Annotated in this window: 24 protein-coding genes and 1 pseudogene; 14 read left to right on the forward strand and 11 right to left on the reverse strand. The window is 34.5% G+C overall.

Features of this window, described 5'->3' with window-relative positions; translation table 11 throughout:
* Nucleotides 1-18: 18 nt before the first annotated feature.
* The 5 genes from serC (at nucleotide 19) to AC061C_RS11835 (ending at nucleotide 3,766) form a co-directional block, all read left to right on the forward strand.
* Nucleotides 19-1,089 carry a 3-phosphoserine/phosphohydroxythreonine transaminase gene (gene serC / locus AC061C_RS11815; protein ID WP_478291339.1) on the forward strand — a complete coding sequence of 357 codons (1,071 nt, stop codon included), beginning with the start codon at nucleotides 19-21 and terminating at the stop codon, nucleotides 1,087-1,089.
* A 187-nt stretch (nucleotides 1,090-1,276) separates the two neighbouring features.
* Entirely contained in the window at nucleotides 1,277-2,227 is a 951-nt protein-coding gene (locus tag AC061C_RS11820) for a D-2-hydroxyacid dehydrogenase (protein ID WP_478291340.1), read from the forward strand.
* A gap of 94 nt (nucleotides 2,228-2,321) precedes the next feature.
* Entirely contained in the window at nucleotides 2,322-2,885 is a 564-nt protein-coding gene (locus AC061C_RS11825; protein ID WP_478291341.1) for a hypothetical protein, read from the forward strand.
* Between the two features lie 108 nt (nucleotides 2,886-2,993).
* The gene (locus AC061C_RS11830) at nucleotides 2,994-3,431 is read left to right on the forward strand and encodes a DUF6146 family protein (RefSeq protein ID WP_478291342.1); all 438 of its coding nucleotides are present in this window, start codon (nucleotides 2,994-2,996) and stop codon (nucleotides 3,429-3,431) included.
* A gap of 32 nt (nucleotides 3,432-3,463) precedes the next feature.
* Nucleotides 3,464-3,766 carry a DUF6787 family protein gene (locus AC061C_RS11835; RefSeq protein WP_478291343.1) on the forward strand — a complete coding sequence of 101 codons (303 nt, stop codon included), beginning with the start codon at nucleotides 3,464-3,466 and terminating at the stop codon, nucleotides 3,764-3,766.
* Nucleotides 3,767-3,778: 12 nt separating this feature from the next.
* Here AC061C_RS11835 and AC061C_RS11840 read toward each other — a convergent pair whose 3' ends face one another.
* Together AC061C_RS11840 and msrA are read right to left on the reverse strand one after the other, a co-directional pair.
* The gene (locus tag AC061C_RS11840) at nucleotides 3,779-4,078 is read right to left on the reverse strand and encodes a hypothetical protein (protein ID WP_309755903.1); all 300 of its coding nucleotides are present in this window, start codon (nucleotides 4,076-4,078) and stop codon (nucleotides 3,779-3,781) included.
* 46 nt (nucleotides 4,079-4,124) lie between these two features.
* The gene (gene msrA, locus AC061C_RS11845; RefSeq protein ID WP_478291355.1) at nucleotides 4,125-4,673 is read right to left on the reverse strand and encodes a peptide-methionine (S)-S-oxide reductase MsrA; all 549 of its coding nucleotides are present in this window, start codon (nucleotides 4,671-4,673) and stop codon (nucleotides 4,125-4,127) included.
* Between the two features lie 244 nt (nucleotides 4,674-4,917).
* Between msrA and AC061C_RS11850 the strand changes: the two genes are divergently transcribed.
* From AC061C_RS11850 to AC061C_RS11860, 3 genes are all read left to right on the forward strand, one after another.
* Nucleotides 4,918-5,580: an ABC transporter ATP-binding protein gene (locus AC061C_RS11850; protein WP_478291344.1), complete on the forward strand. Its 663-nt coding sequence runs from the start codon at nucleotides 4,918-4,920 to the stop codon at nucleotides 5,578-5,580.
* Nucleotides 5,581-5,717: 137 nt separating this feature from the next.
* A complete protein-coding gene (locus AC061C_RS11855; protein WP_478291345.1) occupies nucleotides 5,718-6,482 on the forward strand; it encodes a TIGR02757 family protein in 765 nt (254 codons plus the stop codon).
* A 201-nt stretch (nucleotides 6,483-6,683) separates the two neighbouring features.
* Nucleotides 6,684-8,036, forward strand: a complete 1,353-nt coding sequence (locus tag AC061C_RS11860) for a DEAD/DEAH box helicase (RefSeq protein ID WP_417943437.1) — start codon at nucleotides 6,684-6,686, stop codon at nucleotides 8,034-8,036.
* A gap of 84 nt (nucleotides 8,037-8,120) precedes the next feature.
* Here the strand turns inward: AC061C_RS11860 and AC061C_RS11865 are convergent, their stop codons facing one another.
* Nucleotides 8,121-9,233 (reverse strand): lactonase family protein, encoded by a 1,113-nt coding sequence (locus AC061C_RS11865; protein ID WP_417977348.1) that lies wholly within the window; start codon nucleotides 9,231-9,233, stop codon nucleotides 8,121-8,123.
* Nucleotides 9,234-9,414: 181 nt separating this feature from the next.
* Between AC061C_RS11865 and AC061C_RS11870 the strand changes: the two genes are divergently transcribed.
* From AC061C_RS11870 to AC061C_RS11885, 4 genes are all read left to right on the forward strand, one after another.
* Entirely contained in the window at nucleotides 9,415-11,343 is a 1,929-nt protein-coding gene (locus tag AC061C_RS11870; RefSeq protein ID WP_478291346.1) for a BatA domain-containing protein, read from the forward strand.
* A gap of 30 nt (nucleotides 11,344-11,373) precedes the next feature.
* The gene (locus AC061C_RS11875; protein ID WP_478291347.1) at nucleotides 11,374-12,627 is read left to right on the forward strand and encodes a dihydroorotase; all 1,254 of its coding nucleotides are present in this window, start codon (nucleotides 11,374-11,376) and stop codon (nucleotides 12,625-12,627) included.
* 3 nt (nucleotides 12,628-12,630) lie between these two features.
* A complete protein-coding gene (locus tag AC061C_RS11880; RefSeq protein ID WP_417943441.1) occupies nucleotides 12,631-12,969 on the forward strand; it encodes a hypothetical protein in 339 nt (112 codons plus the stop codon).
* Nucleotides 12,970-13,108: 139 nt separating this feature from the next.
* Nucleotides 13,109-13,756 (forward strand): alpha/beta hydrolase, encoded by a 648-nt coding sequence (locus tag AC061C_RS11885; RefSeq protein ID WP_478291348.1) that lies wholly within the window; start codon nucleotides 13,109-13,111, stop codon nucleotides 13,754-13,756.
* A gap of 58 nt (nucleotides 13,757-13,814) precedes the next feature.
* On the opposite strand, the gene AC061C_RS11890 is transcribed toward AC061C_RS11885, so the two are convergent.
* Complete coding sequence (locus tag AC061C_RS11890) at nucleotides 13,815-14,315, reverse strand: hypothetical protein (RefSeq protein ID WP_417943443.1); 501 nt, start codon at nucleotides 14,313-14,315, stop codon at nucleotides 13,815-13,817.
* Between the two features lie 11 nt (nucleotides 14,316-14,326).
* Nucleotides 14,327-15,091, reverse strand: a complete 765-nt coding sequence (locus AC061C_RS11895; RefSeq protein WP_417977353.1) for an MBL fold metallo-hydrolase — start codon at nucleotides 15,089-15,091, stop codon at nucleotides 14,327-14,329.
* Between the two features lie 94 nt (nucleotides 15,092-15,185).
* Between AC061C_RS11895 and AC061C_RS11900 the strand changes: the two genes are divergently transcribed.
* A complete protein-coding gene (locus tag AC061C_RS11900) occupies nucleotides 15,186-16,646 on the forward strand; it encodes a TonB-dependent receptor (RefSeq protein ID WP_417943445.1) in 1,461 nt (486 codons plus the stop codon).
* Between the two features lie 394 nt (nucleotides 16,647-17,040).
* On the opposite strand, the gene bcp is transcribed toward AC061C_RS11900, so the two are convergent.
* Nucleotides 17,041-17,493 carry a thioredoxin-dependent thiol peroxidase gene (gene bcp / locus AC061C_RS11905; protein WP_478291349.1) on the reverse strand — a complete coding sequence of 151 codons (453 nt, stop codon included), beginning with the start codon at nucleotides 17,491-17,493 and terminating at the stop codon, nucleotides 17,041-17,043.
* 237 nt (nucleotides 17,494-17,730) lie between these two features.
* Between bcp and AC061C_RS11910 the strand changes: the two genes are divergently transcribed.
* Nucleotides 17,731-18,393 (forward strand): endonuclease III domain-containing protein, encoded by a 663-nt coding sequence (locus AC061C_RS11910; protein WP_478291350.1) that lies wholly within the window; start codon nucleotides 17,731-17,733, stop codon nucleotides 18,391-18,393.
* 225 nt (nucleotides 18,394-18,618) lie between these two features.
* Here AC061C_RS11910 and AC061C_RS11915 read toward each other — a convergent pair whose 3' ends face one another.
* The 5 genes and pseudogenes from AC061C_RS11915 to AC061C_RS11935 all read right to left on the reverse strand — a co-directional run.
* Nucleotides 18,619-19,203, reverse strand: coding sequence for an RNA polymerase sigma factor (locus AC061C_RS11915; protein WP_478291351.1), 585 nt, complete (start codon nucleotides 19,201-19,203; stop codon nucleotides 18,619-18,621).
* Between the two features lie 331 nt (nucleotides 19,204-19,534).
* Nucleotides 19,535-20,290, reverse strand: a complete 756-nt coding sequence (locus AC061C_RS11920) for a glycoside hydrolase family 16 protein (protein ID WP_478291352.1) — start codon at nucleotides 20,288-20,290, stop codon at nucleotides 19,535-19,537.
* Between the two features lie 6 nt (nucleotides 20,291-20,296).
* Entirely contained in the window at nucleotides 20,297-22,591 is a 2,295-nt protein-coding gene (bglX, locus tag AC061C_RS11925; RefSeq protein ID WP_478291353.1) for a beta-glucosidase BglX, read from the reverse strand.
* Nucleotides 22,592-22,663: 72 nt separating this feature from the next.
* Entirely contained in the window at nucleotides 22,664-24,295 is a 1,632-nt protein-coding gene (locus tag AC061C_RS11930) for a glycoside hydrolase family 16 protein (RefSeq protein ID WP_478291354.1), read from the reverse strand.
* Nucleotides 24,296-24,381: 86 nt separating this feature from the next.
* Nucleotides 24,382-24,818: pseudogene (locus tag AC061C_RS11935) on the reverse strand (Ig-like domain-containing protein); the annotation flags it as partial.

Below are 24,818 nucleotides of genomic sequence, written 5' to 3' on the forward strand. Positions count from 1 at the left end.
TTGGATTCAAACTACACCATGAAAAAACACAACTACAGCGCAGGACCTTGTATTTTACCACAAGAAGTTTTCGAAAAATCAGCACAAGCAATTTTAAATTTTAACGATTCTGGCTTATCACTTTTAGAAATGTCGCACCGCAGCAAGGACTTTGTTGCCGTAATGGAAGAAGCACGAACAATTGTTCTTGAACTTCTAGGACTTGAAGGGAAAGGTTATCAAGCCTTATTCCTATCTGGAGGAGCAAGTTTAGAATTTATTATGGCACCCTATAACCTAATGAAAGAAGGTGGTAAAGCTGCCTATCTTGATACAGGAACTTGGGCAGCCGCGGCAATAAAAGAAGCAAAACTTTTTGGAGAAACCATCGTCGTTGCTTCGTCAGCAGCTGAAAACTATAATCATATTCCAAAAGGATATGCAATACCTACAGATGCTGATTATTTTCATTGCACGAGCAACAATACCATTTTTGGTACTCAAATGAAAGAGTTTCCTGCAACAAACATACCTGTTGTATGCGATATGAGTTCTGATATATTTTCAAGAGTTTTGGATTTTTCAAAATTTGATTTGATATACGCTGGAGCCCAAAAAAATATGGGACCAGCAGGAACCACTCTAATTGTTGTAAAAGAAGTAATACTAGGCAAAACCGGTAGGATGATCCCAAGTATGTTGGATTACACCAAACATATTAAGGCCGAAAGTATGTACAACACACCTCCTGTTTTTCCGGTTTACGCATCATTATTGACCTTGCAGTGGTTGAAAAATCTAGGTGGAGTTGCCGCTATTGAAAAAATAAACAATGCAAAAGCAGCGTTACTTTATACCGAAATAGATAGAAATCCTTTATTTAAAGGCGCTGCAGCTGTTGAAGATCGTTCTAATATGAATGCTACTTTTTTATTAAATGATGAAGCACATGCCGCAACATTTGATGCAATGTGGAAAGCCGCAGGAATATCTGGATTACCAGGTCACCGTTCTGTGGGCGGTTATAGGGCGTCTATGTACAACGCATTACCGCTAGAAAGTGTTCAGGTTTTAGTATATGTGATGCAAGAACTAGAACGTACCGTTTAGTTGTGAATACACTTTTTTAAAAAAAATAACTTCAGAATCCTGAGTCGCTAGCCCCGATTGAAATGAAAATCCTTTTATGTTTTTTCTTTAAAAACATAAAAGATTGAAGTGGAAAGCGGGAAATAGCTCTTGAAAAAAATAAAAATAATAGAAGGATCTTTTTGGTTCTTCAAAATGATATAAAAAAATGAAAGTATTAGCCAACGATGGAATTTCAAAAAGTGGAATTCTAGCTTTAGAAAAAGGTGGATTTGAAGTGATCACTACAAAAGTTGCTCAGGAACAAGTTGCTAATTTTGTGAATGAAAATAGCGTTTCTGTGGTTTTAGTTCGTAGTGCAACCAAAGTGCGTCAAGATATTATTGATGCTTGCCCAGGATTAAAAATCATAGGTCGTGGCGGTGTTGGAATGGATAATATTGATGTGGATTATGCAAAAAGCAAAGGCATTCACGTAATAAACACTCCTGCTTCTTCATCAGAATCTGTTGCAGAATTGGTATTTGCTCATTTATTCTCCGGTGTTCGGTTCTTGCATGATTCTAACAGAAATATGCCTTTAGAAGGCGATACTAATTTTGAAGGCTTGAAAAAGGCCTATGCAAATGGGATCGAGTTAAGAGGCAAAACCCTTGGTATAGTAGGAATTGGTCGTATTGGTCAAGCTACCGCTAAAATGGCTCTAGGTTTAGGCATGAAAGTAATTGCTGCGGATAGTTTTATTCCGCAAGTTGATGTAACAGTTTCGTTTTTTGACGGACAGTCTATTACAACCACTATCGTTTCTCAATCTTTAGAATCGCTATTCAAGGAAGCGGATTTCATTACCTTACATGTTCCTGCTCAAGACGGTTACATTATTGGTGAGAAAGAGCTAGCGATAATGAAAGACGGAGTAGGTATTGTAAACTGTGCTCGTGGCGGTGTTATTGACGAAGTAGCCTTAGTAAAAGCACTCGATAGCGGAAAAGTATTATTTGCAGGATTAGATGTTTTCGAAAACGAACCAGCTCCAGAAATGGCTATTTTGATGAATCATAAAATCTCATTAACGCCCCATATTGGTGCTGCAACTGGAGAAGCTCAAGATAGAATTGGCACTGAACTAGCCCAACAAATTATTAGTATTTTGGGCTAAGGCTTTAAAGAAATAAAATGTAGTAAAGGGATTTATTTTTAAGGAATAAATCCCTTTTTTTATTAGATTTGGTATCTAAACAAAACCAAGACCTATGTTAGAACAATTAGCACAATTAGCGCAACAGTTTGGAGTCGAGTCGGTTGTTAAAAACAACGCCATTCCAAACGAACAAAATGAAGCAGTTATAGAAGAAGCTGGAAGCTCCGTTTTTTCTGGTTTACAGAAAATTGCAGCAGAAGGCGGTGTAGAACAATTGGCTTCTTTGTTTCAAGGAGATAATGCTCAAAACGCTTCAAATCCTGTAGTTCAAAAGCTTACTGAACAACTTACAGGCAGTCTTGGAGAAAAATTTGGTATTAATGCAGATGCAGCATCGGGTGTTGCAGGAAGTTTGATTCCTAAAATCTTGGGTTCCTTAGTAAATAAAGCAAAAGACCCTAATGATAGTAGTTTTCAAATCTCGGATATCATTGCAGCTATATCTGGTGGAGGAGCACAAGGATCTGGCATTATGGATGCTATTTCAAAATATGGTGGACAGTTTGGTTTGGATCAAAATGCCGACGGTAAAGTTGATATCAGCGATGCAATGTCAGCGGTTACAAATAAAGGAGGCGGATTAGGAAGTATTCTTGGAAAACTTTTTGGCAAATAAAAACACTCCGATTATATAAAAATCACCTACCACTATAGGTGATTTTTTATGTTAAAACGCTTTTAGTAAGCCGTTTAAATCTGTAACTTTATATCCAAATTTTTGATTATGAAAAATAGCCTTTATCTCCTAACCATTATTGTTGTTGTTACTTTTTTTAGTTGTAATACGCCAAAATCTGCTATTCCAAGTATTGATAAATCTATCGCTACAAAAGGTGATACAGTACGAATTGCAAACGATGCTCTAGAGTATGAGGTAATTATTATTGATGCAGGATTTAATTCTTGGCTAGTTTCAAGAGCTTTCCCTAGAAACTATCATTCGCAATCTTTTTTGGAAAACAAAAATAGATTTTATATAACCGAATGGAATAATCGCGTTATGCAACCACAGCGTTTCGATCCTAATTTATATGAAATGACAATCAATTATGACCCAACTGTTGATTATGGATATGAAGTAAATTATTTGATTTATAATTATATGATTTATTTTCAAAACACATTTAATCAAAAACTTTTTGGTTTTGTCCCGATCAGATAATGTTACTATATTTGTAATCATTATAAATAAAAATGAACAAACTAAAACAGCGTTGGGGCATTGAAACTAATTTTCAACTCACCATCATCTTTATCGTTTTTGCGCTTACCGGGTCGGCATCGGCATGGTTGTCAAAACCGTTTTGTATTTGGCTCGGCATTACAAAAGGCGATCTAGGCTATTTGTTTATACCCGTTCGATTGCTTCTAATTTTTCCCATTTATCAACTACTTTTGGTTCTGATAGGTTTTCTATTTGGGCAATTTAAATTCTTTTGGGCTTTTGAAAAAAAAATGTTGAAACGATTCGGATTTGGATTTCTTTTCAAATCATAAAAAACGCCTCGATCAAGAGGCGTTTTTGTTTTTTATGAGGTAGTTGTAAATCCACGTTAGAGTAAAAGTTGGAATAAAATCTGAAAAGGGTAAAATCTCTTCTAGAAAAGTTACTACTCCGCCTATTTTCCCCAGTGTTCCTTTATACATCCAAGTCATCAAGTAACCGGCTAAAGGAGCCCAAATAACATCTGAAAACTCACCAAGAAACGGAACGGTAAATGAAAGCATTCCAATCATGTCAAACAGAATGCCTAAAAAAAGGTTTCTTGATTTATTATTTACTTCACCAACGGATATTTGTTCTGCCATAGTATTTAGATTATTAGTTCAAATCTACGTGCAAATCTAATGCCAATTATTTTTTGAGTTTATCTTGATATACTTTTTTAAGTTTGTCAATTTTTGGCGTTATGACAAAACTGCAATACCCTTGTGTTTTATTCTGATTGTAATAGTTTTGATGATATTCTTCGGCTGTATAAAATATGCTTGCTGCCGAAATCTTAGTTACAATAGGTTTGCCAAATGTATTCTCACTAGTCATCAGAGTAATATAATCCTCAGAGATTTGTTTTTGAACAGCGTTATGAAAGAAAATTTCACTTCTGTACTGCGTACCAACATCTGCTCCTTGACGGTTTAAAGTAGTGGGATCATGTGTTGCAAAAAATATCTCCAAAAGTTCTCCAAAAGTAATTTTTCTAGGATCAAAAGTAATTTCGATAGCTTCGGCATGACCCGTATCACCATTACAAATTTCTTTGTATGTTGGATTTAATGTTTTTCCTCCAATATACCCTGAAACTACTTTAGTAACTCCATCCAATTCTAAAAAAACTGCTTCTGTACACCAAAAACATCCCCCTGCAAAGGTGGCAACTTCCAATTCATTTTGTAATTCCATAGTTATTATTTCTTTACTTTTTGGCAACATACCATGATTTGCTTTTGCAAAAAATGAAAAAGGCAATAGCGCCAAAAAAACTCCAATTATTTTTTTCATACCGTATTAAATAAATTCAAATTTATTCAATAAATCAGTGTGGCAAGATCCTCTTAACTAAAGTTTATAGTTTGTCAAAGCAAAATAATAGGAGTTCCATTTTATAATCATTAAAATCTTTGTTTCTTTGTGAAAATAGTCCCAAATGATACAGGCCAAAAACTTACATAAATATTACGATCAACTTCATGTTTTGAAAGGAGTTGATTTACACATTCAAAAAGGAGAAATTGTCTCCATCGTGGGTGCCTCCGGAGCCGGAAAAACTACGCTATTGCAAATATTAGGAACCTTAGACAAACCCACTGTTGAAAGCGGAATTGAGTTGCGCATCAACAATGAGGATATTTTGACCATGAATGACAAGACCTTGTCTAAATTTAGAAATCTAAATTTGGGTTTTATATTTCAATTTCATCAGTTGCTCCCCGAATTTACCGCTCTCGAAAACGTGTGTATCCCCGCTTTTATCGCAAACAAATCTAAGGAAGAAACAGAAGTAGAAGCAAAAAAATTATTGACTTATCTTGGTCTTTCGCACCGTATGAATCACAAACCCAATGAACTTTCTGGAGGTGAGCAACAGCGCGTAGCCGTGGCACGAGCACTGATTAACAAGCCAGCAATCATTTTTGCAGATGAACCATCAGGAAATCTGGATACTGCATCGGCCGAAAATTTGCATCAGCTCTTTTTCAAATTACGAGATGAGCTCGGACAAACTTTTGTCATAGTAACCCACAACGAGGAACTAGCCAATATGGCCGACCGAAAGCTAGTCATGGTAGATGGTTTAATTAGTAATTAGGAGCTATTTCCAGCTATCCACTCTATCTTTTTATTTTTGAAAATAAAAATAAAAAGGATGCCGTTCCTATCTGGGCTACAACCTAAATAAACAGAAAAATCGTTTTAAACTACATAGGTACCAAAGTCCTTTCCTGTATGAATCCATCAGATCTTAAAGATTTTCTTGACGAAAAAGTCCTGCAATACAACACACTCGATTTCATAGAAAGTGATCCCGTACAAATTCCGCATTTATTTACACAAAAAGAAGATGTTGAAATTGCTGGTTTTCTGAGTGCAACTATTGCCTGGGGAAATCGCAAAATGATCATCAAAAACTCTCATAAAATGATGCATTTAATGGGAAATGCACCGTATGATTTTGTTATGTCGCATTCTGATGCGGATCTGCAACGCTTGGACACTTTTGTTCACCGAACTTTTAACGGAATCGATTTTGCTACTTTTATTAGGAGTTTAAAAAATATTTACGAAAATCATCATGGCTTAGAATCTGTATTTGCCCAAAATAAAGAATCTGCAACTATGCAAAAAAGCATCACCGAATTTAAAAAGATATTTTTTGAAATTTCCCATGAATATCGGACTCAAAAACACGTTTCAGACCCACTAAATAATTCTGCTGCCAAACGTATCAACATGTATTTAAGATGGATGGTTCGTCAAGATACCACTGGTGTCGATTTAGGAATTTGGAAAAGCATCTCTCCTGCTGCCTTGTCTTGCCCCTTAGATGTACATTCTGGAAATGTAGCTCGGAAACTAGGATTGCTAACAAGAAAACAAAATGATGGTAAAGCATTAACCGAATTGGACTTAAAACTTCGGCAGTTCGAATCTTCGGATCCTGTAAAATATGATTTTGCTTTATTTGGATTAGGTGTTTTTGAAGGTTTTTAAAAACTAATTCTGATACAAAAATAAGAAGTGCTGTTGTAGTAAATTGACACCGATTATAGCCTGTTTTTTAATCTTTCAATCTAATTGTAATAAGCAGTTCCTCATTAAATACAGTAGCTCAGACTCTTTCGAAAACAACAATCCCAGCAACGAATGCCAGTATACTCATAAAAAACGTATCTTTGCACAAAATTTAAGCAAATGAGTACTTTCGAACAATTCAATCTCCCTAAATCTGTCCAAAAAGCAATTGACGATTTAGGATTTACTTCTCCAACTCCGATCCAAGAAAAAACTTTTTCTGTGATAATGTCAGGAAGGGATATGATGGGAATTGCACAAACTGGAACTGGAAAAACATTTGCCTACCTTTTGCCTTTATTGAAATTATACAAATTTACTCTAGGACACACGCCTAAAATAGTAATTCTAGTTCCTACACGTGAACTTGTAGTGCAAGTTGTAGAGGAAGTAGAAAAATTGACAAAATACATGTCAGTTCGAACTATTGGGATTTTTGGTGGTGTTAATATCAACACGCAAAAAACTACTGTTTATCAAGGATGTGACATACTGGTGGGAACTCCGGGAAGAATCATGGATTTAACATTAGACAATGTAATTCGTTTTGAGGACATGCAAAAATTAGTAATTGATGAGTTTGATGAAATGCTGAATTTAGGGTTTAGAACCCAATTAACCGCTATCTTGGCTATGATGCCAAAAAAGCGTCAAAACATTCTTTTTTCAGCAACAATGACAGATGAAGTAGATGCTATTTTGAATGATTATTTTGATTATCCCGAAGAAGTTACCCTTTCGGCTTCTGGAACACCATTAGAAAACATCAAGCAAATCACCTATAATGTTCCCAATTTCAATACCAAAGTTAATCTTTTAAAACACTTATTAGAATCGAACGAAGACATGAGTCGCGTTTTGGTTTTTGTTAATAACAAGAAGATTTCAGATATGCTTCACGAGCGCATCGAAGAGGATTTTGATGGTCAATTTGGTGTCATTCACTCCAATAAATCACAAAATTATCGTTTGAGTACGATGGCATCCTTCCAAGAAGGAAATCTTCGTGGTTTGATTACTACAGATATTATGGCGAGAGGTTTGGATATTTCTAATATCACTCATGTCGTGAATTTTGAAATGCCAGAAATGCCAGAATTATACATGCACCGTATTGGTAGAACGGGCCGTGCTGATGCCACTGGAACGGCAATCAGTCTTATTGCTCCTCGTGAAGAAGAGTTCAAAGTAGAAGTAGAAGTGCTTATGAATATGGAATTATCGATTGAGTCTTTTCCAGAAACAGTGGAAGTTTCATCAAAACTAATCGAACCTGAAAAAGACAGACAACCTATTAAGTTTTTGATGAAAAAACAAAAACTAGAGGGAGATGGTGCTTTTCAAGAAAAAAGTAAAAAGAATAAAAAAGTCAATTTGGGTGGGCCTGGAGTTACCAAGAAAAAAACGCATGGCTCCGTAAATCGAAATATGCTTAAAACACGAGACAAAAAGAGAAAAGACAAAAATAAATAAGACTTTCAAAACTTGAAAATCTCAAATAACAAAAGGGCTAAAATGATATTCATTTTAGCCCTTTTATAGTAAATCCTACAACAATTACTTTTTTGTAAAAACCAAACAAACAGGTGCACACAAAGCAATTTTTTTACCAGTAGCAATGAGTGCTCCGGTAGTTTTATTTCTTTTAAAAATTACTACTTCATTCGTGAATTGATTTGCTACTAAAAGAAAATTTCCTGTTGGGTCAATCGCAAAATTTCTAGGTCCTTTTCCTAAAGTACTGGTTTGACCTTGCAGGTATAATTTTCCGTTATTTAGAATTTTAAAAATCGTGATGTTATTTGCCTCGCCTCTATTGGTGGCATATAAAAATTTACCGTCAGGCGAAATATGAATATCTGCAGCACTAAAAGTTCCTTTGAACTCTTTTGATAAAACAGTAGTTTCCTCTACTTTTTTCAACAATCCATTTGCATTTCTAAATACCGATAACGCTCCATCTAGTTCATGCAATAGATAAACAAATTTTCCGTCTTTGCTAAACGTTAAATGTCTGGGTCCACTCCCTGATTGTACTGAAATACTATCTTTTAATTTTAAAACTGTATTCGCTTCATCAGGAAAATAGGCATACACATACATTTTATCATTCCCTAAATCAGTAGCGAAAACAAACTTTTTATCAGGAGAAAAATGAACCATGTGTACATGCGGACTTTCTTGTCTTTGGGTATTATTTCCTTTACCATAATGCTGCACGACTTGCTTTGCCTCAGCCAAACTTCCATCTTTGTTTTTTTCGAAAACTGAAATGCTTCCCCCAGAGTAATTTGCGACAATGACATTTTTATGGTCATTGATGATGTAACACGGATCAGCACCTTTTGAATTTTGCTTGTTTATTTGATCTAATTTTCCGGTAATTGAATTGAAACCAAAAGAACTAACGGTACTTGCTGCTCCAAACTCATTAACAGAATACACAAAAGTATTGTCTTTAGAGACCGTTAAAAAACTTGGATTCACCACATTTTCGGTAGAATTTTTAAAACTAAAATCTCCCGTTTTAGTATTAAAATCATAGGTGTAAATTCCTTTATTTTCACATTTTTGCGTGTAAGTACCAATGAGTAAATTGTAGTTACTTTTTTGTGCACAAACGTTCGAAAAAATGAAAATTAATAAAACTATTGCAAAGTGATTTTTCATGTTTATAAATAGTATTTACAGCTAAAATAGACATAATATTGATTGTACCTGTAAATTGTTCATTCCTCAGAAAAATTATAACAACATCACCTAAAACTGTCAACAAATTTGTATTTTTGACTGTCAAAATTCAATGAACTTCATTGAAAAAATAATCTAGTGAAGTAAACTCAACCTCAGAATGCATTTTAAACATCCCGAAATTTTATACTTTCTGTTCTTATTGATTGTTCCAATTTTGGTTCACTTATTTCAATTACGCCGTTTCAAAAAAGAATACTTTACCAATGTTCGTTTTTTAAAAGCGCTTTCTATTCAAACCAGAAAGAGCTCACAAATAAAGAAATGGTTGCTCCTCACCTGCCGTTTACTCCTATTATTGTTTATTATTTTAGCCTTTGCACAGCCTTGTTTTGAGTCCAAAGACAGTAAAAATGCCAATAACGAATTGTATATTGTATTGGATAATTCCTTTAGTATGCAAGCAAAAGGAAAAAAAGGCGAATTGCTAAAAAGAGCCGTTCAAGAATTATTGGAAGAAACACCAGAGAATTTAAATTTTTCATTGTTGACCAATTCAGAAAATTACTGGAACACAGATATAAAATCGGTTCGCTCTGCTTTACAAAATTTAAAATACAGCGCCACTCCTTTTCAATTAGATAATATAATCGCCAAAATAAAAGCTCATAAATCGGCTTTTAAGAAAGATATTGTTGTTATTACTGATGCGGTTGGTCTTAATCAAAAACAACTAAAAAATAGTGATGCGATTACGGCTCCTTTATTTGTTATTCCTAAAGCAGAGCAGAAGAACAATGTATCAATAGACAGTGTTTTCATTAATAAAACACTTGAGGATTTTTATGAAATTACTGTTCAAATATCTGGTTATGGTGATGATTTTAAACCGATTCCTATTTCATTATTCAATGAAAATAAACTCATTGCCAAAACAATAGCAACTTTAGACACCAAAAAGAAAAACCTCAATTTTACAATTCCGAAACAATCCTTTCATGGTTATTTTTCGATAGTTGATGCTGGTTTGAGCTATGACAATACCTTGTATTTTAGTATTTCAAAAACGAAGAAAACCAATATTATAAGTATTGGAGAACCTGCGAAAAGCAATTTCCTTTCCCGAATTTACACCAATGAAGAATTCAATTTTACTAACTATAATTTAAGTGCTTTAGATTACAATAAATTAGAAGAACAGGATGCGATTGTTGTAAATGAACTGGATGAAATTCCGCAAGCTTTGGCAACCACTTTAAAATCATTTGTAGAAAAAGGTGGGGATTTAATTATTATTCCGTCAGAAAAGAGCTCCGTTCCTAACTTGAACACTTTCTTGTTTAATTTTGGAAACATCACCTTCAATACTTTAGAAAACAGAGAAAAACTAATTACCAAAATCAACTTTAATCATCCCATATTCGATAATGTGTTTGAAAATAAAGTAACTAATTTTCAATATCCAAAAACAAATAAATCCTTTACAGTATCAAGCTCTAGCCCTGCTGCTTTGTCGTATCAGGACCAAAGTGTTTTTTTGACTTCAATTGTGAATTCAGTTGCTACCGTTTCCGTTTTTGCAGCGCCTATTAATAGCGAGAATTCAAATTTCCAGCAATCACCTCTTATTGTGCCTACTTTTTATAAAATGGCAACAAACAATCAAAATACGGGAATAAATGCCATAACAATAGGAGACAACAGCCCGCATATAGCAGAAGCTTCATTAGATAAAGATGCCATTTTAACGATTAAAGGTGCAGACGAACAGTTTATTCCCATCCAACAAATTTTGAATAACAAAGTCAAAATGAACTTTCAAGACAACCCAATACAAGCCGGAAATTTTAGGGTTTATAACAAGAAAGAATGGATTGAAAACATCAGTTTTAATTACGATAGGACCGAAAGTGATTTGGCTGAAGCCAATGAAAATGTAGTGTCAGATTACAAAACAATTGAATCAATTGCATCACTCTTTGATACTTTACAAACTGACCGGACGGACAATCAAATTTGGAAATGGTTTGTTATCTTTGCACTGTCATTTTTACTAATCGAAATGGCAATTATAAGGTTTGTCAAGTAACAATGAAGACTCAATAATTAAAAAATCAACATGAACTTAATCATCAGAAACGCCAAAATTATCGATTCGAAAAGTCCTTTTCACAATAAGACCGTAGATATTTTAATTGTTGATGGGTTAATACAGAAAATTGGCACTTCCTTACCAAATTTAGAACATACAGACGAAATACAATTGGATAATTTACACGTATCACAAGGCTGGTTTGATAGCAGCGTTTCGCTTGGAGAACCAGGTTTTGAAGATCGAGAGACTATTGCAAACGGACTTCAGGTTGCTGCCAAAAGTGGTTTTACAGCAATAGCATTACAGCCTAATTCGTTCCCAGTAATTGACAATCAATCTCAAGTAAATTTTGTTTTGAATAAAGCACTTGGATTTGCGACCCAACTCTACCCTATTGGTGCATTAACGAAGGAGAGTGCTGGAAAAGATATGGCAGAGTTGTTTGATATGAAAAAAGCAGGAGCAATAGCTTTTGGAGATTATAACAAAAGTTTAGACAATGCAAATTTGCTGAAAATCGCTTTGCAATACGTTCAAGATTTTGATGGATTAATACTCGCTTTTTCACAAGATGAAAATATAAAAGGAAACGGTGTGGCAAATGAAGGAATCGTTTCAACTAGATTAGGATTGAAGGGCATACCAAATCTTGCCGAAGAATTACAAATTGCAAGAAATTTATTTCTGTTGGAATATACTGGAGGAAAATTACACTTTCCGACCATTTCAACCAAAAAATCAGTACAGCTAATCAAAGAGGCTAAAGCCAATGGTCTACGCGTTTCATGCAGTGTTGCCGTACATCATTTGGTTTTTACAGATGAAAAACTAGAAGGTTTTGACAGTCGTTATAAAGTTTCGCCTCCATTAAGAGCTGAAATAGATAGAAAAGCATTGTTGAAGGGAATAGAAGATGGTACTATTGATATGATTACATCCGACCATAATCCGATAGATATTGAGCACAAAAAAATGGAATTTGATGGTGCTAAAAATGGAACAATTGGCATGGAAAGCGCCTTTGGTGCTTTGATGACCGTTTTACCATTAGAAACTGTAATAGATAAATTGACTGCTGGGAAAACAACATTCGGTATTGCAATAGAACCAATTAATGAAGGCTCAAAAGCAAATATTACCTTATTTAATCCGGAACCAAAAAGTACTTTTACGAAAACATCTATTTTATCCAAATCAAAAAACTCAGCGTTCTTGGAATCAGAAATGAAAGGAAAAGTACATGGAATTATCAATCAAGGAAAATTAATTTTAGCATAAAAAATGAATAATAATCATAATAATAATTCTGAGTCGGGAAAAACTGCCGCTATTACAAGCTATATTTTAGGAATTGGCGTGTTTATAGCGATGTCCATAAACTCAGAGGACAAAAATGCGTTTGCGTCGTTTCACATTCGTCAAGGGCTTGGACTTACACTAACTTTTATATCCTTGGGATTAATTATCAGCAATTTTGACAGCTTAATGATTTCGGCTCCCATGTGGATTTTCGTTTTTGTTTTATGGTCTTATGGCATTACTAGCGCAATAAAGGGCGAAACAAAACCGGTTCCTTTATTGGGTTCCTACTACCAAAAATGGCTTTCAAACATATCCTAATTGATAGAAGATTGCTACATACCGATTTTTGATTGCAAAATTAGAAAACCAAAACTGAGACTTTTTTTTTGAATGCAGCATTTTTTAAAATAGAAAACTGCGACTAAAAACTTATTACTACGAACTGATCACACTACCTATGAATTTATCTTTAGAATACAAAATACAAGAACCTAAAATTAAATTAGATAAAAACCCGCTTTTACTTTTATTACACGGTTACGGTAGTAATGAAGCCGATTTATTTTCATTTGCAACAGAACTTCCAGAAGAATACTTCATAATCTCAGCTCGCGCGCCTTATGATATGCAATACGGAAGTTATGCTTGGTACGCCATCAACTTTGATGCAGATGAAAATAAATTTTCAGATCATGAACAAGCTAAAGTTTCTCGCGATTTAATTGCTAGATTTATTGATGAGTTGATTGAAGCATACCCAATTGATGCAAATCATATTTCACTAATTGGCTTTAGCCAAGGCGCAATATTAAGTTACGCTGTAGCACTATCTTATCCAGAAAAGGTTCACAAAGTAGTGGCAATGAGTGGCTATTTGAATCTAGAAATCATAGCCGAAGATTACCTAAAAAACGACTTTAGTAAACTAAAAATATTTGCTTCACACGGTACGGTTGATCAAGTTATTCCTGTTGATTGGGCTAGAAGAACTCCAGCAATTGTGGAGAAATTAGGAATCAATACCACCTATAAAGAATATCCTGTAGGCCACGGAGTAGCTCCTCAGAACTTTTATGACTTTAAAAATTGGCTTCAGGAAAAATAGTTTTCAGTAATCAATCGCAGTTTTCAAGATACAATTTCTGAAAACTGCGATTGTTTATTTATTTCTGATACAACAAGGATTGATTTACTTCGAATGAAATACTATCATCTGTATTGACAAAATATTTCAATAAAACTTCTCCCCAAACTTCACCATCGCTAAAATCAGCAATTATCCATCTGTGGTTTAAGATTCGTACTTTATTGATAATGAATTTATTCATTCCGATTTGGTCTTGACCAGTGTAGGGATTCCCTTTTGGATTGGAATTGTAATCCAATAATTTTTCAGTAACAACTGGGATTAATTTTTCGTATTGAATTATTTTCTCTGAACTTCCAGAATCAAAATAATTTTGTGCATTCTCATTTTTTGCCAATGAAAAATAATTGGCATCCACCAACTGATTGGATACTAAAGCGATGCTGTCTCTTAATTTTTTTGTTGTTTTTGCATACCTATTTTGCTCGAAATCAACTTGCTTACTCAAAAACATATAAGTAAAAATAGAAGAAAGAACGGCTAAAATAGTAAGGTAAAGTAAAAGAGATTGTTTCATTTTAAATAGAATTATAATGTGATTTCTAAATTATCATACGCTAGAAAAACATTTTCTGGAAGTTCTTTTTGAACCTCTTCATGGTATCCTAGAATATGACTAATGTGTGTTAAATATGTTTTTCTGGGTTTGACCAAAGTTACAAAATCTAATGCTTCTTTCAAATTGAAATGCGTATCGTGCGGTTCTTCACGTAAGGCATTTATAACCAATACGTCTAGGTTTTTAAGCTTATTTATTTCGGTTTTTTCGATAGTTTTTACATCTGTCAAATAAGCAAAATCATCAATTCTATACCCAAAAACTTGAAGATTACCGTGCATTGCATTGATAGGAATAATTATTTTACCACCAATAGAAAAGGATTCATTATTTACTACTTCATGAGTAGCTACAGAAGGTGCGCCGGGATACTTATTTACAGTTTCAAAAACGTATTCAAAGCGACTTTTCAAGTTATCAATCACTCTTTGATGGGCGTAGATAGGAATTTCCCCTTGTTTAAAGTTAAACGGTCGAATATCATCGATACCCGCAGTATGATCTGCATGTTCGTGCGTAAACAAAATAGCATCCACTTTTTGGCAATTTGAAGCAAGCATTTGCTGTCTAAAATCGGGTCCACAATCAATGATTAAAGATTGATTTTCCCATGAAATCCAAACGGAAACTCGTAATCTTTTATCTTTAGAATTACTACTCAAACAGACGGGATGGTTGCTCCCAATAACTGGAATCCCTTGTGATGTACCAGTTCCTAAAAAATATACCTTCAATGTTATCGTTTTTATTTACAAAAATAGGGTTAATTATCTTTCATTAGAAACGTATTTCACTAACTTTGCTAATTATTAGCCATATTAAAAGAAAATGGATACAGAAATAAAATTAAAAGGTGACAAAGTCATCGAACAAATCCCTTCGATTAAAGACAAAGCACTGCGTATCAATTTAAATGAAAATATTTACGGGACTTTTGCAGAAATTGGGGCTGGTCAAGAAACTGTAAGACATTTTTTTAGATCTGGTGGTTCCTCGGGGACTATTGCGAAAGCAATGTCAGCGTATGATAAAGACTTTAGTGATGCGGTTTATGGAGTTGAAGAAGACGGTCGTTATGTAACAGAAAGCCGACTCAAAAAGATGCTCTCTCATGAAGTAAATTTGATTGAGAAAAGATTGAGTCGAGAAAAACATCCCAATAAAATGTTTTTTAGTTATGCCAATACAGTTGCAACTATCGATTTTGCAAAACAATTTAAAGGTCACGGGTGGGTTGGAATTAGTTACCAAATCGAGCCTGATGAAGATTATAACGAAATTATTATTCACATCCGATTCAAAGAAACAGATGTCCGCTTGCAACAAGAAACACTTGGTATTCTTGGTGTAAATTTAATTTACGGAGCCTATTACAAATACAATGATCCCAAACGCTTGCTGCGTTATTTATACGACCATTTAGACAAAGATCAATTAGAAATAGATACTATAAATTTTTCAGGACCTCGTTTTGCTGATGTAGACAATCGTTTGATGAGTTTACAATTAGTGAAAAACGGAATGACTGATGCAGTAATGTTTAATCCCGATGGAAAAAACATTCTTCCTGCAGCTATTTTATACAAGAAAAACATCCTTGCTTTTAGAGGAAGTTTTCGTCCCGTTACAAAAGTTAACATGGACATGTACGAGAAATCTTTAAAAATGTTCTTGAACGAAAACAAAGTTGAAAAAGAAAACACGTTAGTTGTATTCGAAATTACGCTGTCTAACCTTCGTTCTGATGGAGAAATTGATGAACGCGATTTCATGGATCGGGCTGAATTATTGTGTTCTCTAGGACAAACGGTAATGATTTCAAATTTCCAGGAATATTACAAAGTAGTAGAATATTTTTCTAATTATACCAAGGCCAGAATGGGATTAGCGATGGGTGTAAATAACCTTGTCGATATTTTTGATGAGAAATATTACCGTCATTTAAGCGGTGGAATTTTGGAAGCTTTTGGTAAATTATTTTACCGCGATATGAAAGTTTTCTTGTATCCAATGATTGGAGAAAATGGCGAAATCATCAATTCTGATAATTTAAAAGTACATCCTAGAATGAAAGAATTGTATAAGTTCTTTAAATTTAACGGAAAAGTGGTTGATATAAATGACTACGACCCTTCTATTTTAGAGGTGTTTTCTCGTGAAGTCCTTAATATGATTAACCACGGAAAACCAGGTTGGGAAATCATGCTTCCATCTGGAATTGCAGAAATTATAAAGGAACACCAACTTTTTGGTTACGATCCCAATAAAGTTTTAAAAGAAATTAACTAATAGGTTCCCTAACTATTTACATACTAAATCCTTGATTGAACATACAATCAAGGATTTTTTTTATTTTTAAATTTGATACATTTCTGAAAATACACCATTTAAAAATGTGAATTTAATATCAAAGCTTGAAAAATTTGATCACAACTCCTTCAAATTATTTCTTAAAACGCCCATATCCAACTTCAAGGAAATACTCAAATGCATAGAAAACATTCCTGAAAGCGAAATTACCAACAAACAAAATTATTGACACAATTGGATTGAGTGAACGTTTAGAAGAAAATGATCATCTCGTTGCGAAAGCTAAAACTTTAATGCACTAAATAATATGTTTGAATCAAAAAGCCACGTTTAAAATCAATTTAGACGTGGCTTTTTTTTGATAGAAGAGAATTTACTTTAGAATTTGCGCAGCATGCGCCTTTGTTTTAACATCTGAAATGACCTCTTCAATACTTCCGTTTTCATCAATTACAAACGTGGTTCTGTAAATGCCATCATATTCTTTTCCCATAAATTTTTTTGGTCCCCAAACGCCAAAAGCTTCAATAACGGACTTATCCTCATCAGCGAGTAGCGGAAAAGGAAATTCGTATTTGTCTTTGAACTTGGCTTGAGCCTTTGCAGCATCTGCACTTACACCTAAAAGTTCGTAATTATTGGCCTGAAAACGATCAAAATTATCTCTTAAATCACACGCTTCGGCAGTACATCCCGGCGTATTCGCTTTTGGATAAAAGAAAACCACTAATTTTTTACCGGCGTAATCTGCTAATTGATGTAATTTTCCATCTTGATCTAATGCTGAAAAAGCGGGAGCCTTATCTCCTTTTTTTAATGTTGTCATAGGTTTTTATTAAAATGTTTTACAAGATATTTGTCTGTTTTTATGAAACGCTCTGCCCCAGATGGAAATGAAAAGCCCGGACTGAAAAAGCTTTTTTTTCTTGATTATAAAGAGCGACCAGCAGGAAGCTCCTTTATAAACTTAGAAAAAAGGCATTTGAAGGAGGACTTGTAATGCACAGCTGGATTAGGCGCAAACTAAAATTTGTACTATTTTTACAATCATAAATTTACAAAAATGAATAAGCAAGAGCGTGTAACGTTTGTTATAAATACGTTAAAAGAGTTTTACCCTTCAATTCCTGTTCCGCTAGATCACAAGGATCCTTATACTTTGTTGATTGCTGTTTTACTTTCGGCCCAATGCACGGATGTTCGAGTGAACCAAATTACGCCTTTACTTTTTGCTAAGGCAGATAATCCTTATGATATGATAAAAATGTCTGTGGAGGAAATAAAGGAAATCATTCGCCCTTGTGGCTTATCGCCAATGAAGTCTAAAGGAATTCATGGCTTATCGCATATTTTAATTGATAAACATGATGGCCAAGTACCTCAAAGTTTTGAATCTCTAGAAGAATTACCAGCAGTAGGACATAAAACTGCCAGTGTAGTGATGTCTCAAGCCTTTGGCGTTCCCGCTTTTCCTGTTGATACGCACATTCATAGATTAATGTACCGCTGGAATTTGACTAATGGAAAAAATGTGGTACAAACAGAGAAAGATGCTAAACGCATTTTTCCAGAGGAACTGTGGAATGACTTACACTTGCAAATTATTTGGTACGGAAGGGAATATTCTCCAGCTCGTGGTTGGGATTTAGATCAAGATATTATCACTAAAACGGTAGGCCGAAAAACTGTCATCAACAACTACTTGAAGAAACAGATGAACAAATAAAAAACTCCCAATAAAATGAGAGTTTAGCATACTAGTTAGCGATTATTTCGAAACTTTTATTGTCTATTTTTATTATGCTTAGCGCTTTGGAATAGCTTAATAAGAAAGAAATTGTTTCTTTTGTAGGTTTCCTGTCTTTAGAAAACACTATTTTTTTAGAGTAAATTTTTGCCATAGAGTTATAAATTTTCTTTTTATAACAACGCAGCAAGCTCAAAGATATTGTTAATTGGTCAAAACAATTTGATGCTTGTCTATAACTTTTCGCAAATTCATCAAAGCATAACGCATTCTACCTAAAGCGGTGTTGATGCTGACTCCTGTAGATTCTGAAATTTCCTTAAAACTCATATCTTGGTACATTCGCATCACTAAAACTTCTTTTTGATCTGCAGGAAGACCTTCGATTAGCTTTTTTAAATCTACTTGTACTTGTTCCGAAATTATTTTATTTTCGATTGTTTGACTATCATCTGACATTATAGAAAAAATAGAAAACTCTTCGGTTTCCCTAAACATGGGCATTTTTTTTGTTTTCCTGAAATGATCGATAACTAGATTATGCGAGATTCGCATGACCCATGGTAAAAACTTACCTTCTTCATTATAGGAATTGGATTTTAAAGTTTTAATTACTTTAATGAATGTGTCTTGGAAAATATCGTTAGTAATATCTCTATCTGGAATTTTTGAGTAAATAAAACCATAAATTTTTGATTCGTGCCTTTTGATTAATTTAGCTAAGGCATCCTCGTTACCTGCAACATAATCTTTCACCAATGACGCATCTGGAAGTTGTATATTAACCATAATTATACTTTTTAGTTTTAAAAATAAATAAGAGATGTCTCTAAAAAGTAGTTTTCAATTATAGGCTATTTTTTTTAGGGTTTATTAAGTTTCAAATTTAACTAATTAATGTTTGAATACACAAGTAAAATTAGTAAAAATTAACATAAGAATACTTAAATATGTTAAAATTTTTGTTTTTAGCTTATAATAACAGCCCAAATTCTATACCAATGCATTAAATAGAACAAATCCTTATGAATTATTCATAAAAAACATCAAAAAGTCTGACTATTAAAATCTAAAATCAGACTTTTTGATGTTTAAAGTGCTTGAATTTGTCTTTGAATTTTTATTGATACACTTTAATGTAATCGATAATAAAATTTTGAGGAAGTATTGTATCATCAACTTCTGGGCCTCCAAAATTTCCTCCAATTGCCATATTTACAATAATATAAAAAGGCTGGTTGTATGGCCAGATTGCATCTGTTTTATTCTCAGGCTGAAAGGTATAAACTAACGTATCATCTACAAAGAATTCAATTTTTTCTTTGGTCCATTCCATCGCGTACACATGAAAACCATCCTCGATGTTGTCAAATCTGGTTTTCTTCGTATTAATAGTGTTTCCGTGACTGTCTTGAGTGTGCAAAGAGGTAAAAACCATGTTTGGTTCTTTTCCTACATATTCAAGAATGTCTATTTCACCACATTTAGGCCAACCAACCTCACTGATATTGGAACCCAACATCCAAAAAGCTGGCCATACACCTTGACCAACTGGCAGCTTTGCTCTGGCCTCAAAACGACCGTATTGAAATTCTTTTTTACCTTTGGTAGTAATACGTGTAGAAGTATACGTATCCCCTTCCTTTTTAGCTGTAATGGTCAATTGATTTTTAGCTATGTTGTGATTTTGCTTGGTGTACAATTGACGTTCATTGTTGCCCCAACCACAGTTAGGACAGCCATTTCCGAGTTCAAAATTCCAACTTTTTTCATTTAATGTTGCCCCTTTAAAATTTTCCTCCCAAACCAGTTTGCGCTTGCTTTGCTGTGCATAAGAGAAATTGATTACAAGCAATACCAGTATTATTTTTTTCATTTTCTTTTAATTAGTAAATTCGAAATTACCTTCTAATTTTGTTATTGAACTTCCGCCTACAAATACTTTAAAATCTCCTGGTTCAGCTTCCCATTTTCTATTGGCAGTAAAGTACTCAATGGTTTTTTCGTCGATTGTAAAAACTACTTTCTTAGTCTCATTAGGTTGTAAATCCGTTATTTCAAAGCCTTTCAATTCCTTCACAGGTCGGGTAACACTTCCTATTAAATCTCTAATATACAATTGTACTACCTCTTTTCCCGCAACACTTCCTGTATTTTTTATAGTAACAGAAACCTCAATTTTACCACTTTTAACAAATGAATTCGATGATAGTTGCAAGTTTGAATATTCAAATTTAGAATAACTCAGACCGTGACCAAAAGGGTATAATGGAGTGTTTTTTTCATCGATATAATGCGACCAAAATACGCTTTCTGGTTCATTCATAATTGGTCTTCCTGTATTTTTATAATTGTAGTATAGAGGAAGTTGTCCCACATTTCTAGGGAAAGTCATTGGCAATTTCCCACTTGGGTTGTAGTCACCGTACAAAACTTGAGCAATTGCATTGCCACTTTGCGTACCTAAATGCCACCCTTCGACAATTGCGGGAATATTTTCAGCAGCCCAAGGAATAGCTAAAGGACGACCGTTATTCAAAACTAAAACTATATTTGGATTAACTTTATAAATGGCTTCCAATAATTCTTGCTGAACACCTGGCAAACCAATATCCGACCTGCTTCTCCCTTCGCCAGACTGTAAACCATGTTCTCCTAAAACCATCACCACGACATCCGCTTGTTCTGCGACCGCTATAGCTTCTGCAAATTCGCTTTTATCTGTGGTATTAATTTTTGTTTCCCAAATAAATTGGGTTCTACCCACCGCTACATCAGCACCTTTTGCATAGCTAAGCTGATTGCCCGTATACTTTTGCATCCCTTCTAGAACCGAAATTGCTGTATTATCATCTGCAGCGATTCTCCAACTTCCTAAGGGACTTGTTTTATCATTTGCCAAAGCACCAATTAGTGCTATTTTTTGTCCTGTTTTTTTAAGTGGAAGCAAATCCTTGTCGTTTTTAAGGAGAACAATCGATTTTTTTGCCATGTCTAAAACTACTTCTTGAAATTCTGGTTTACCAACAGTTGTTAGTTCTCGATTTTCATCACAATATTTGTATGGATCATCAAACAAGCCGAGTTCAAACTTTACTTTCAGAATACGTCTAGCAGCATCATCAACTAGACTCTCTTTTACTTTTCCTTCCTTTACTAAAGCCACTAAATGATCTACGTATGCACTAGATTCCATATCCATATCGCTACCCGCATTAATCGCTATTTCAGCAGCATGTTTATTGTCTTTGGCAAATCCGTGAGCCATCATTTCGCTTATAGAACCCCAATCAGAGACTACAAAACCATCAAAATTCCAATCCCGTTTTAATACTTCCCTTTGCAAATAAGCGTTCCCAGTTGCTGGAATACCATTCAACTCATTGAAAGAATTCATAAACGTCCGAACACCTGCATCAGCAGCTGCTTTGAATGGTGGGAAAATGGTATTTTGCAATTCTGATTCGCTAATATCAACCGTATTGTAATCTCTTCCAGATTCTGCGAAAGCATATCCAGCAAAATGTTTAGCACATGCTAGAATGGTATTAGTTGCTGCTAAATCCTCACCTTGAAAACCTTGTACACGCGCTACAGCAATTTTACTTCCTAAAAAAGGATCCTCGCCAGCGCCTTCCATGACACGACCCCAACGTGCATCTCGAGCCACATCTACCATAGGTGCAAAAGTCCAATTCAATCCTACCGCTGCAGCTTCTTCTGCGGCTATTGCTGCCGATTTTTTGATGGCAACTAAATCCCAACTTGCTGCTTCTGCTAACGGAATAGGACTAATAGTTTTGTATCCATGAATTACATCAAAACCAAAAAGTAATGGGATACCGAGTCGGGTTTGCTCTACCGCGATTTTCTGTAATGCTTTAACGTCTTTAACACCTTTTACGTTTAACATAGATCCTACTAAGCCTTTTTTTAGGTCTTCGTATTTTTTAGCAGCTTGGCCTTCTTTTGGAGTAGGTCCTGTTATATCCCAAAATCCATTATACTGATTGAGTTGACCTACTTTTTCTTCTAAAGTCATCAATCTCAGAACAGAATCTACCCTTTTGTCTAACAAATTATTTTTTGAGAGAGAAATAGATGGTTGAATGGTTTTTTTACTACATGCAACTAAAACAAATAGACTGCCTAATATTACTAGAAATGATTGCTTCATTTGTATTTTTTATTAAAGCAAAAGGCAGGACTAAAAACCTACCTTTTACTAATGATACTTTTTCAAATGTATTTATTGATATACTCTTACATAATCAATTTCCATAGACGATTGACTAAAGGCAGGATCAATAGCTCCACCAAAAGTTCCTCCCATCGCAACATTTAAGATTAAGAAAAAATCTTTGTTAAATGGTAATGTACTCGTATTAGCTACAGTATGGAAAAGCACATCGTCCACATAAATTTTTACTGAAGCGGGAGTCCAGATAGTTTTGTAAATGTGAAATTGAGATGCAACATTCGCCACAGTTGTAGAACCACTATTTCCATTACCACCAGAATTACCTGGATAGTGTAACGTACCGTAAATAGTAGTAGGTTGGCTTCCTTTGAATTCCATGATATCAATTTCACCGCAGCTTGGCCAAGCATTAGTCGCGTAATTTTCGCCTAACATCCATATGGCGGGCCAAGTTCCTGCTCCGGTTGTTAATTTAGCTCTAACCTCTACTTTACCGTAGGTGAATTCAAATTTATTTTCAGATTTTAATCGTGCTGATGTATAACTTGAACCTACTTTTTTTGCAGTAATTTTTAAATTTCCACCGGCAACAATTACGTTATCAGCAGCGCTTGTGTAGGACTGAGACTCAGCATTACCCCAGCCACCAGCACCTAAATCATAACCCCATTTTGTAGTATCTGGAGCGCCATCTGTATTAAATTCATCAGAAAATTTTAAAGTAGTATAATCTGTTGGAGATGCAGCAGCTCCTGGAGCTGTTGTCGTAAAAATATGATACCAAGCCAAAAATGGATTTCCTGGCTGTACTACTCTAACTCTCATACGATTATCTGTTATAGCTAAAATTTCATAAGAACTTCCGCCAACGAAATACCCCATAAAGCCCCCATCAGAAAAGTTCATGACAGTTCCTCTAGTTTGGGTTGCAGCATCAGGATTTTTAGATACAAAAGAATCCGATTTACTTAAAGTTACTGTTTTTGTACCACCTGTATTTAAGTCGTAGCAAGCATCGTCTCCGCCTTTGATAGCGCCATTGTAATAAGTTTGACCTTTGTTATCTAATAAAAATTTCATTGTTTGACCATCTAACGAAAAGGTCATAACACTGTTGTACAAACAAGTAGTCGATTTTTCATTAGGCTTAGCTCCGTAAAAAGATGGGTAATAATTTTGTTTTCCAAAAGTAGGATCTGCCCAAGCCACATTAGGACCTACACCTAAATGATCTGGTTCACTTTGTGACCAATACCATTTTTTGCTAGAACCACCTGTTAAAAATTGAACAGCTTTTTCATCTTTGAAACTACTAAATACGGTCACTTCTATAGTAGTGGTTGTAGAAACACCTCCCAGACCTGATGCAATTACTGTAACGGTATAGGTAACAGTTCCAGGTGTTGCAAAACTCTTTTCTAAAATACCACTTGCTGAATTATCGGATAAACCATCACTATAAATATATTTATAGGAAATAGCGTTTTGAGCCGTACTGTTAAATTTTACTTTTCCTGAGCCATCTCCATTAGGAAAAGCAACTGATTTTCCAACTATTTCGGCGGTAACTGTTAATGCAGTTGGCGAATCCAATTCTCCAAAACCTAAATTGTCCTCTTGGCAATTGACCATTAAAAGAAGGACGAAAATGGATACTATGTTTTTTATAATTTTTTTCATTTTTTCTATTTTTTTAAGTGCAGTTGAAGCACATACATCATATCAACTTCTAAATACTTTATAATTAACAGATTATATCTATCGTATTAATTGTGAAAGTACACATTATCAACATAAACAGTGTTATTACCAGATGGTGCTCCTACGTAGATTAACTGTGCAATATGAGCTCGCGTCGTTAATCCTGTAAAATCACTCAAGGGGATATCTAAACTAACCCAAGATCCTTTAGCAGGAGCTGTAATTGTTACTTCATGTTCTTTGTCATCACCACCACCAAAGGCTCCATTAGCGCCAAAATCGACTAATTTTACTTTGAAAACGGTAAAATCAGCGGACCAAACATCTGTATGAAAATGTGTCATTGCTGTTGCATCGATAGGAGTTGTTGTTGCTTCAATACCAACAAAATCAAGTGCACTGTATTTTTTTGTTGCATTCCCATTAATCGTTAGGTCTGTTAAAGTAGCACTTGACCATGATGTTCTCCAAGTATTAACAGGGACATTGGTATATGCATCGC

This window comes from Flavobacterium sp. GNP010 (assembly GCF_056428945.1).

What these genes read in the sequence shown, in the direction of transcription:
- AC061C_RS11825 (WP_478291341.1), top strand. Translation starts at nt 2,322, where the DNA reads ATGTTAGAACAATTAGCACAATTAGCGCAACAGTTTGGAGTCGAGTCG.
- AC061C_RS11820 (WP_478291340.1), top strand. Translation starts at nt 1,277, where the DNA reads ATGAAAGTATTAGCCAACGATGGAATTTCAAAAAGTGGAATTCTAGCT.
- AC061C_RS11875 (WP_478291347.1), top strand. Translation starts at nt 11,374, where the DNA reads ATGAACTTAATCATCAGAAACGCCAAAATTATCGATTCGAAAAGTCCT.
- AC061C_RS11830 (WP_478291342.1), top strand. Translation starts at nt 2,994, where the DNA reads ATGAAAAATAGCCTTTATCTCCTAACCATTATTGTTGTTGTTACTTTT.
- AC061C_RS11920 (WP_478291352.1), bottom strand. Translation starts at nt 20,290, where the DNA reads ATGAAAAAAATAATACTGGTATTGCTTGTAATCAATTTCTCTTATGCA.
- AC061C_RS11880 (WP_417943441.1), top strand. Translation starts at nt 12,631, where the DNA reads ATGAATAATAATCATAATAATAATTCTGAGTCGGGAAAAACTGCCGCT.
- AC061C_RS11860 (WP_417943437.1), top strand. Translation starts at nt 6,684, where the DNA reads ATGAGTACTTTCGAACAATTCAATCTCCCTAAATCTGTCCAAAAAGCA.
- AC061C_RS11910 (WP_478291350.1), top strand. Translation starts at nt 17,731, where the DNA reads ATGAATAAGCAAGAGCGTGTAACGTTTGTTATAAATACGTTAAAAGAG.
- AC061C_RS11870 (WP_478291346.1), top strand. Translation starts at nt 9,415, where the DNA reads ATGCATTTTAAACATCCCGAAATTTTATACTTTCTGTTCTTATTGATT.
- serC (WP_478291339.1), top strand. Translation starts at nt 19, where the DNA reads ATGAAAAAACACAACTACAGCGCAGGACCTTGTATTTTACCACAAGAA.
- AC061C_RS11855 (WP_478291345.1), top strand. Translation starts at nt 5,718, where the DNA reads ATGAATCCATCAGATCTTAAAGATTTTCTTGACGAAAAAGTCCTGCAA.
- AC061C_RS11835 (WP_478291343.1), top strand. Translation starts at nt 3,464, where the DNA reads ATGAACAAACTAAAACAGCGTTGGGGCATTGAAACTAATTTTCAACTC.
- AC061C_RS11915 (WP_478291351.1), bottom strand. Translation starts at nt 19,203, where the DNA reads ATGGTTAATATACAACTTCCAGATGCGTCATTGGTGAAAGATTATGTT.
- AC061C_RS11885 (WP_478291348.1), top strand. Translation starts at nt 13,109, where the DNA reads ATGAATTTATCTTTAGAATACAAAATACAAGAACCTAAAATTAAATTA.
- msrA (WP_478291355.1), bottom strand. Translation starts at nt 4,673, where the DNA reads ATGGAATTACAAAATGAATTGGAAGTTGCCACCTTTGCAGGGGGATGT.
- AC061C_RS11840 (WP_309755903.1), bottom strand. Translation starts at nt 4,078, where the DNA reads ATGGCAGAACAAATATCCGTTGGTGAAGTAAATAATAAATCAAGAAAC.
- AC061C_RS11900 (WP_417943445.1), top strand. Translation starts at nt 15,186, where the DNA reads ATGGATACAGAAATAAAATTAAAAGGTGACAAAGTCATCGAACAAATC.
- AC061C_RS11850 (WP_478291344.1), top strand. Translation starts at nt 4,918, where the DNA reads ATGATACAGGCCAAAAACTTACATAAATATTACGATCAACTTCATGTT.
- AC061C_RS11865 (WP_417977348.1), bottom strand. Translation starts at nt 9,233, where the DNA reads ATGAAAAATCACTTTGCAATAGTTTTATTAATTTTCATTTTTTCGAAC.
- AC061C_RS11930 (WP_478291354.1), bottom strand. Translation starts at nt 24,295, where the DNA reads ATGAAAAAAATTATAAAAAACATAGTATCCATTTTCGTCCTTCTTTTA.
- bcp (WP_478291349.1), bottom strand. Translation starts at nt 17,493, where the DNA reads ATGACAACATTAAAAAAAGGAGATAAGGCTCCCGCTTTTTCAGCATTA.
- bglX (WP_478291353.1), bottom strand. Translation starts at nt 22,591, where the DNA reads ATGAAGCAATCATTTCTAGTAATATTAGGCAGTCTATTTGTTTTAGTT.
- AC061C_RS11890 (WP_417943443.1), bottom strand. Translation starts at nt 14,315, where the DNA reads ATGAAACAATCTCTTTTACTTTACCTTACTATTTTAGCCGTTCTTTCT.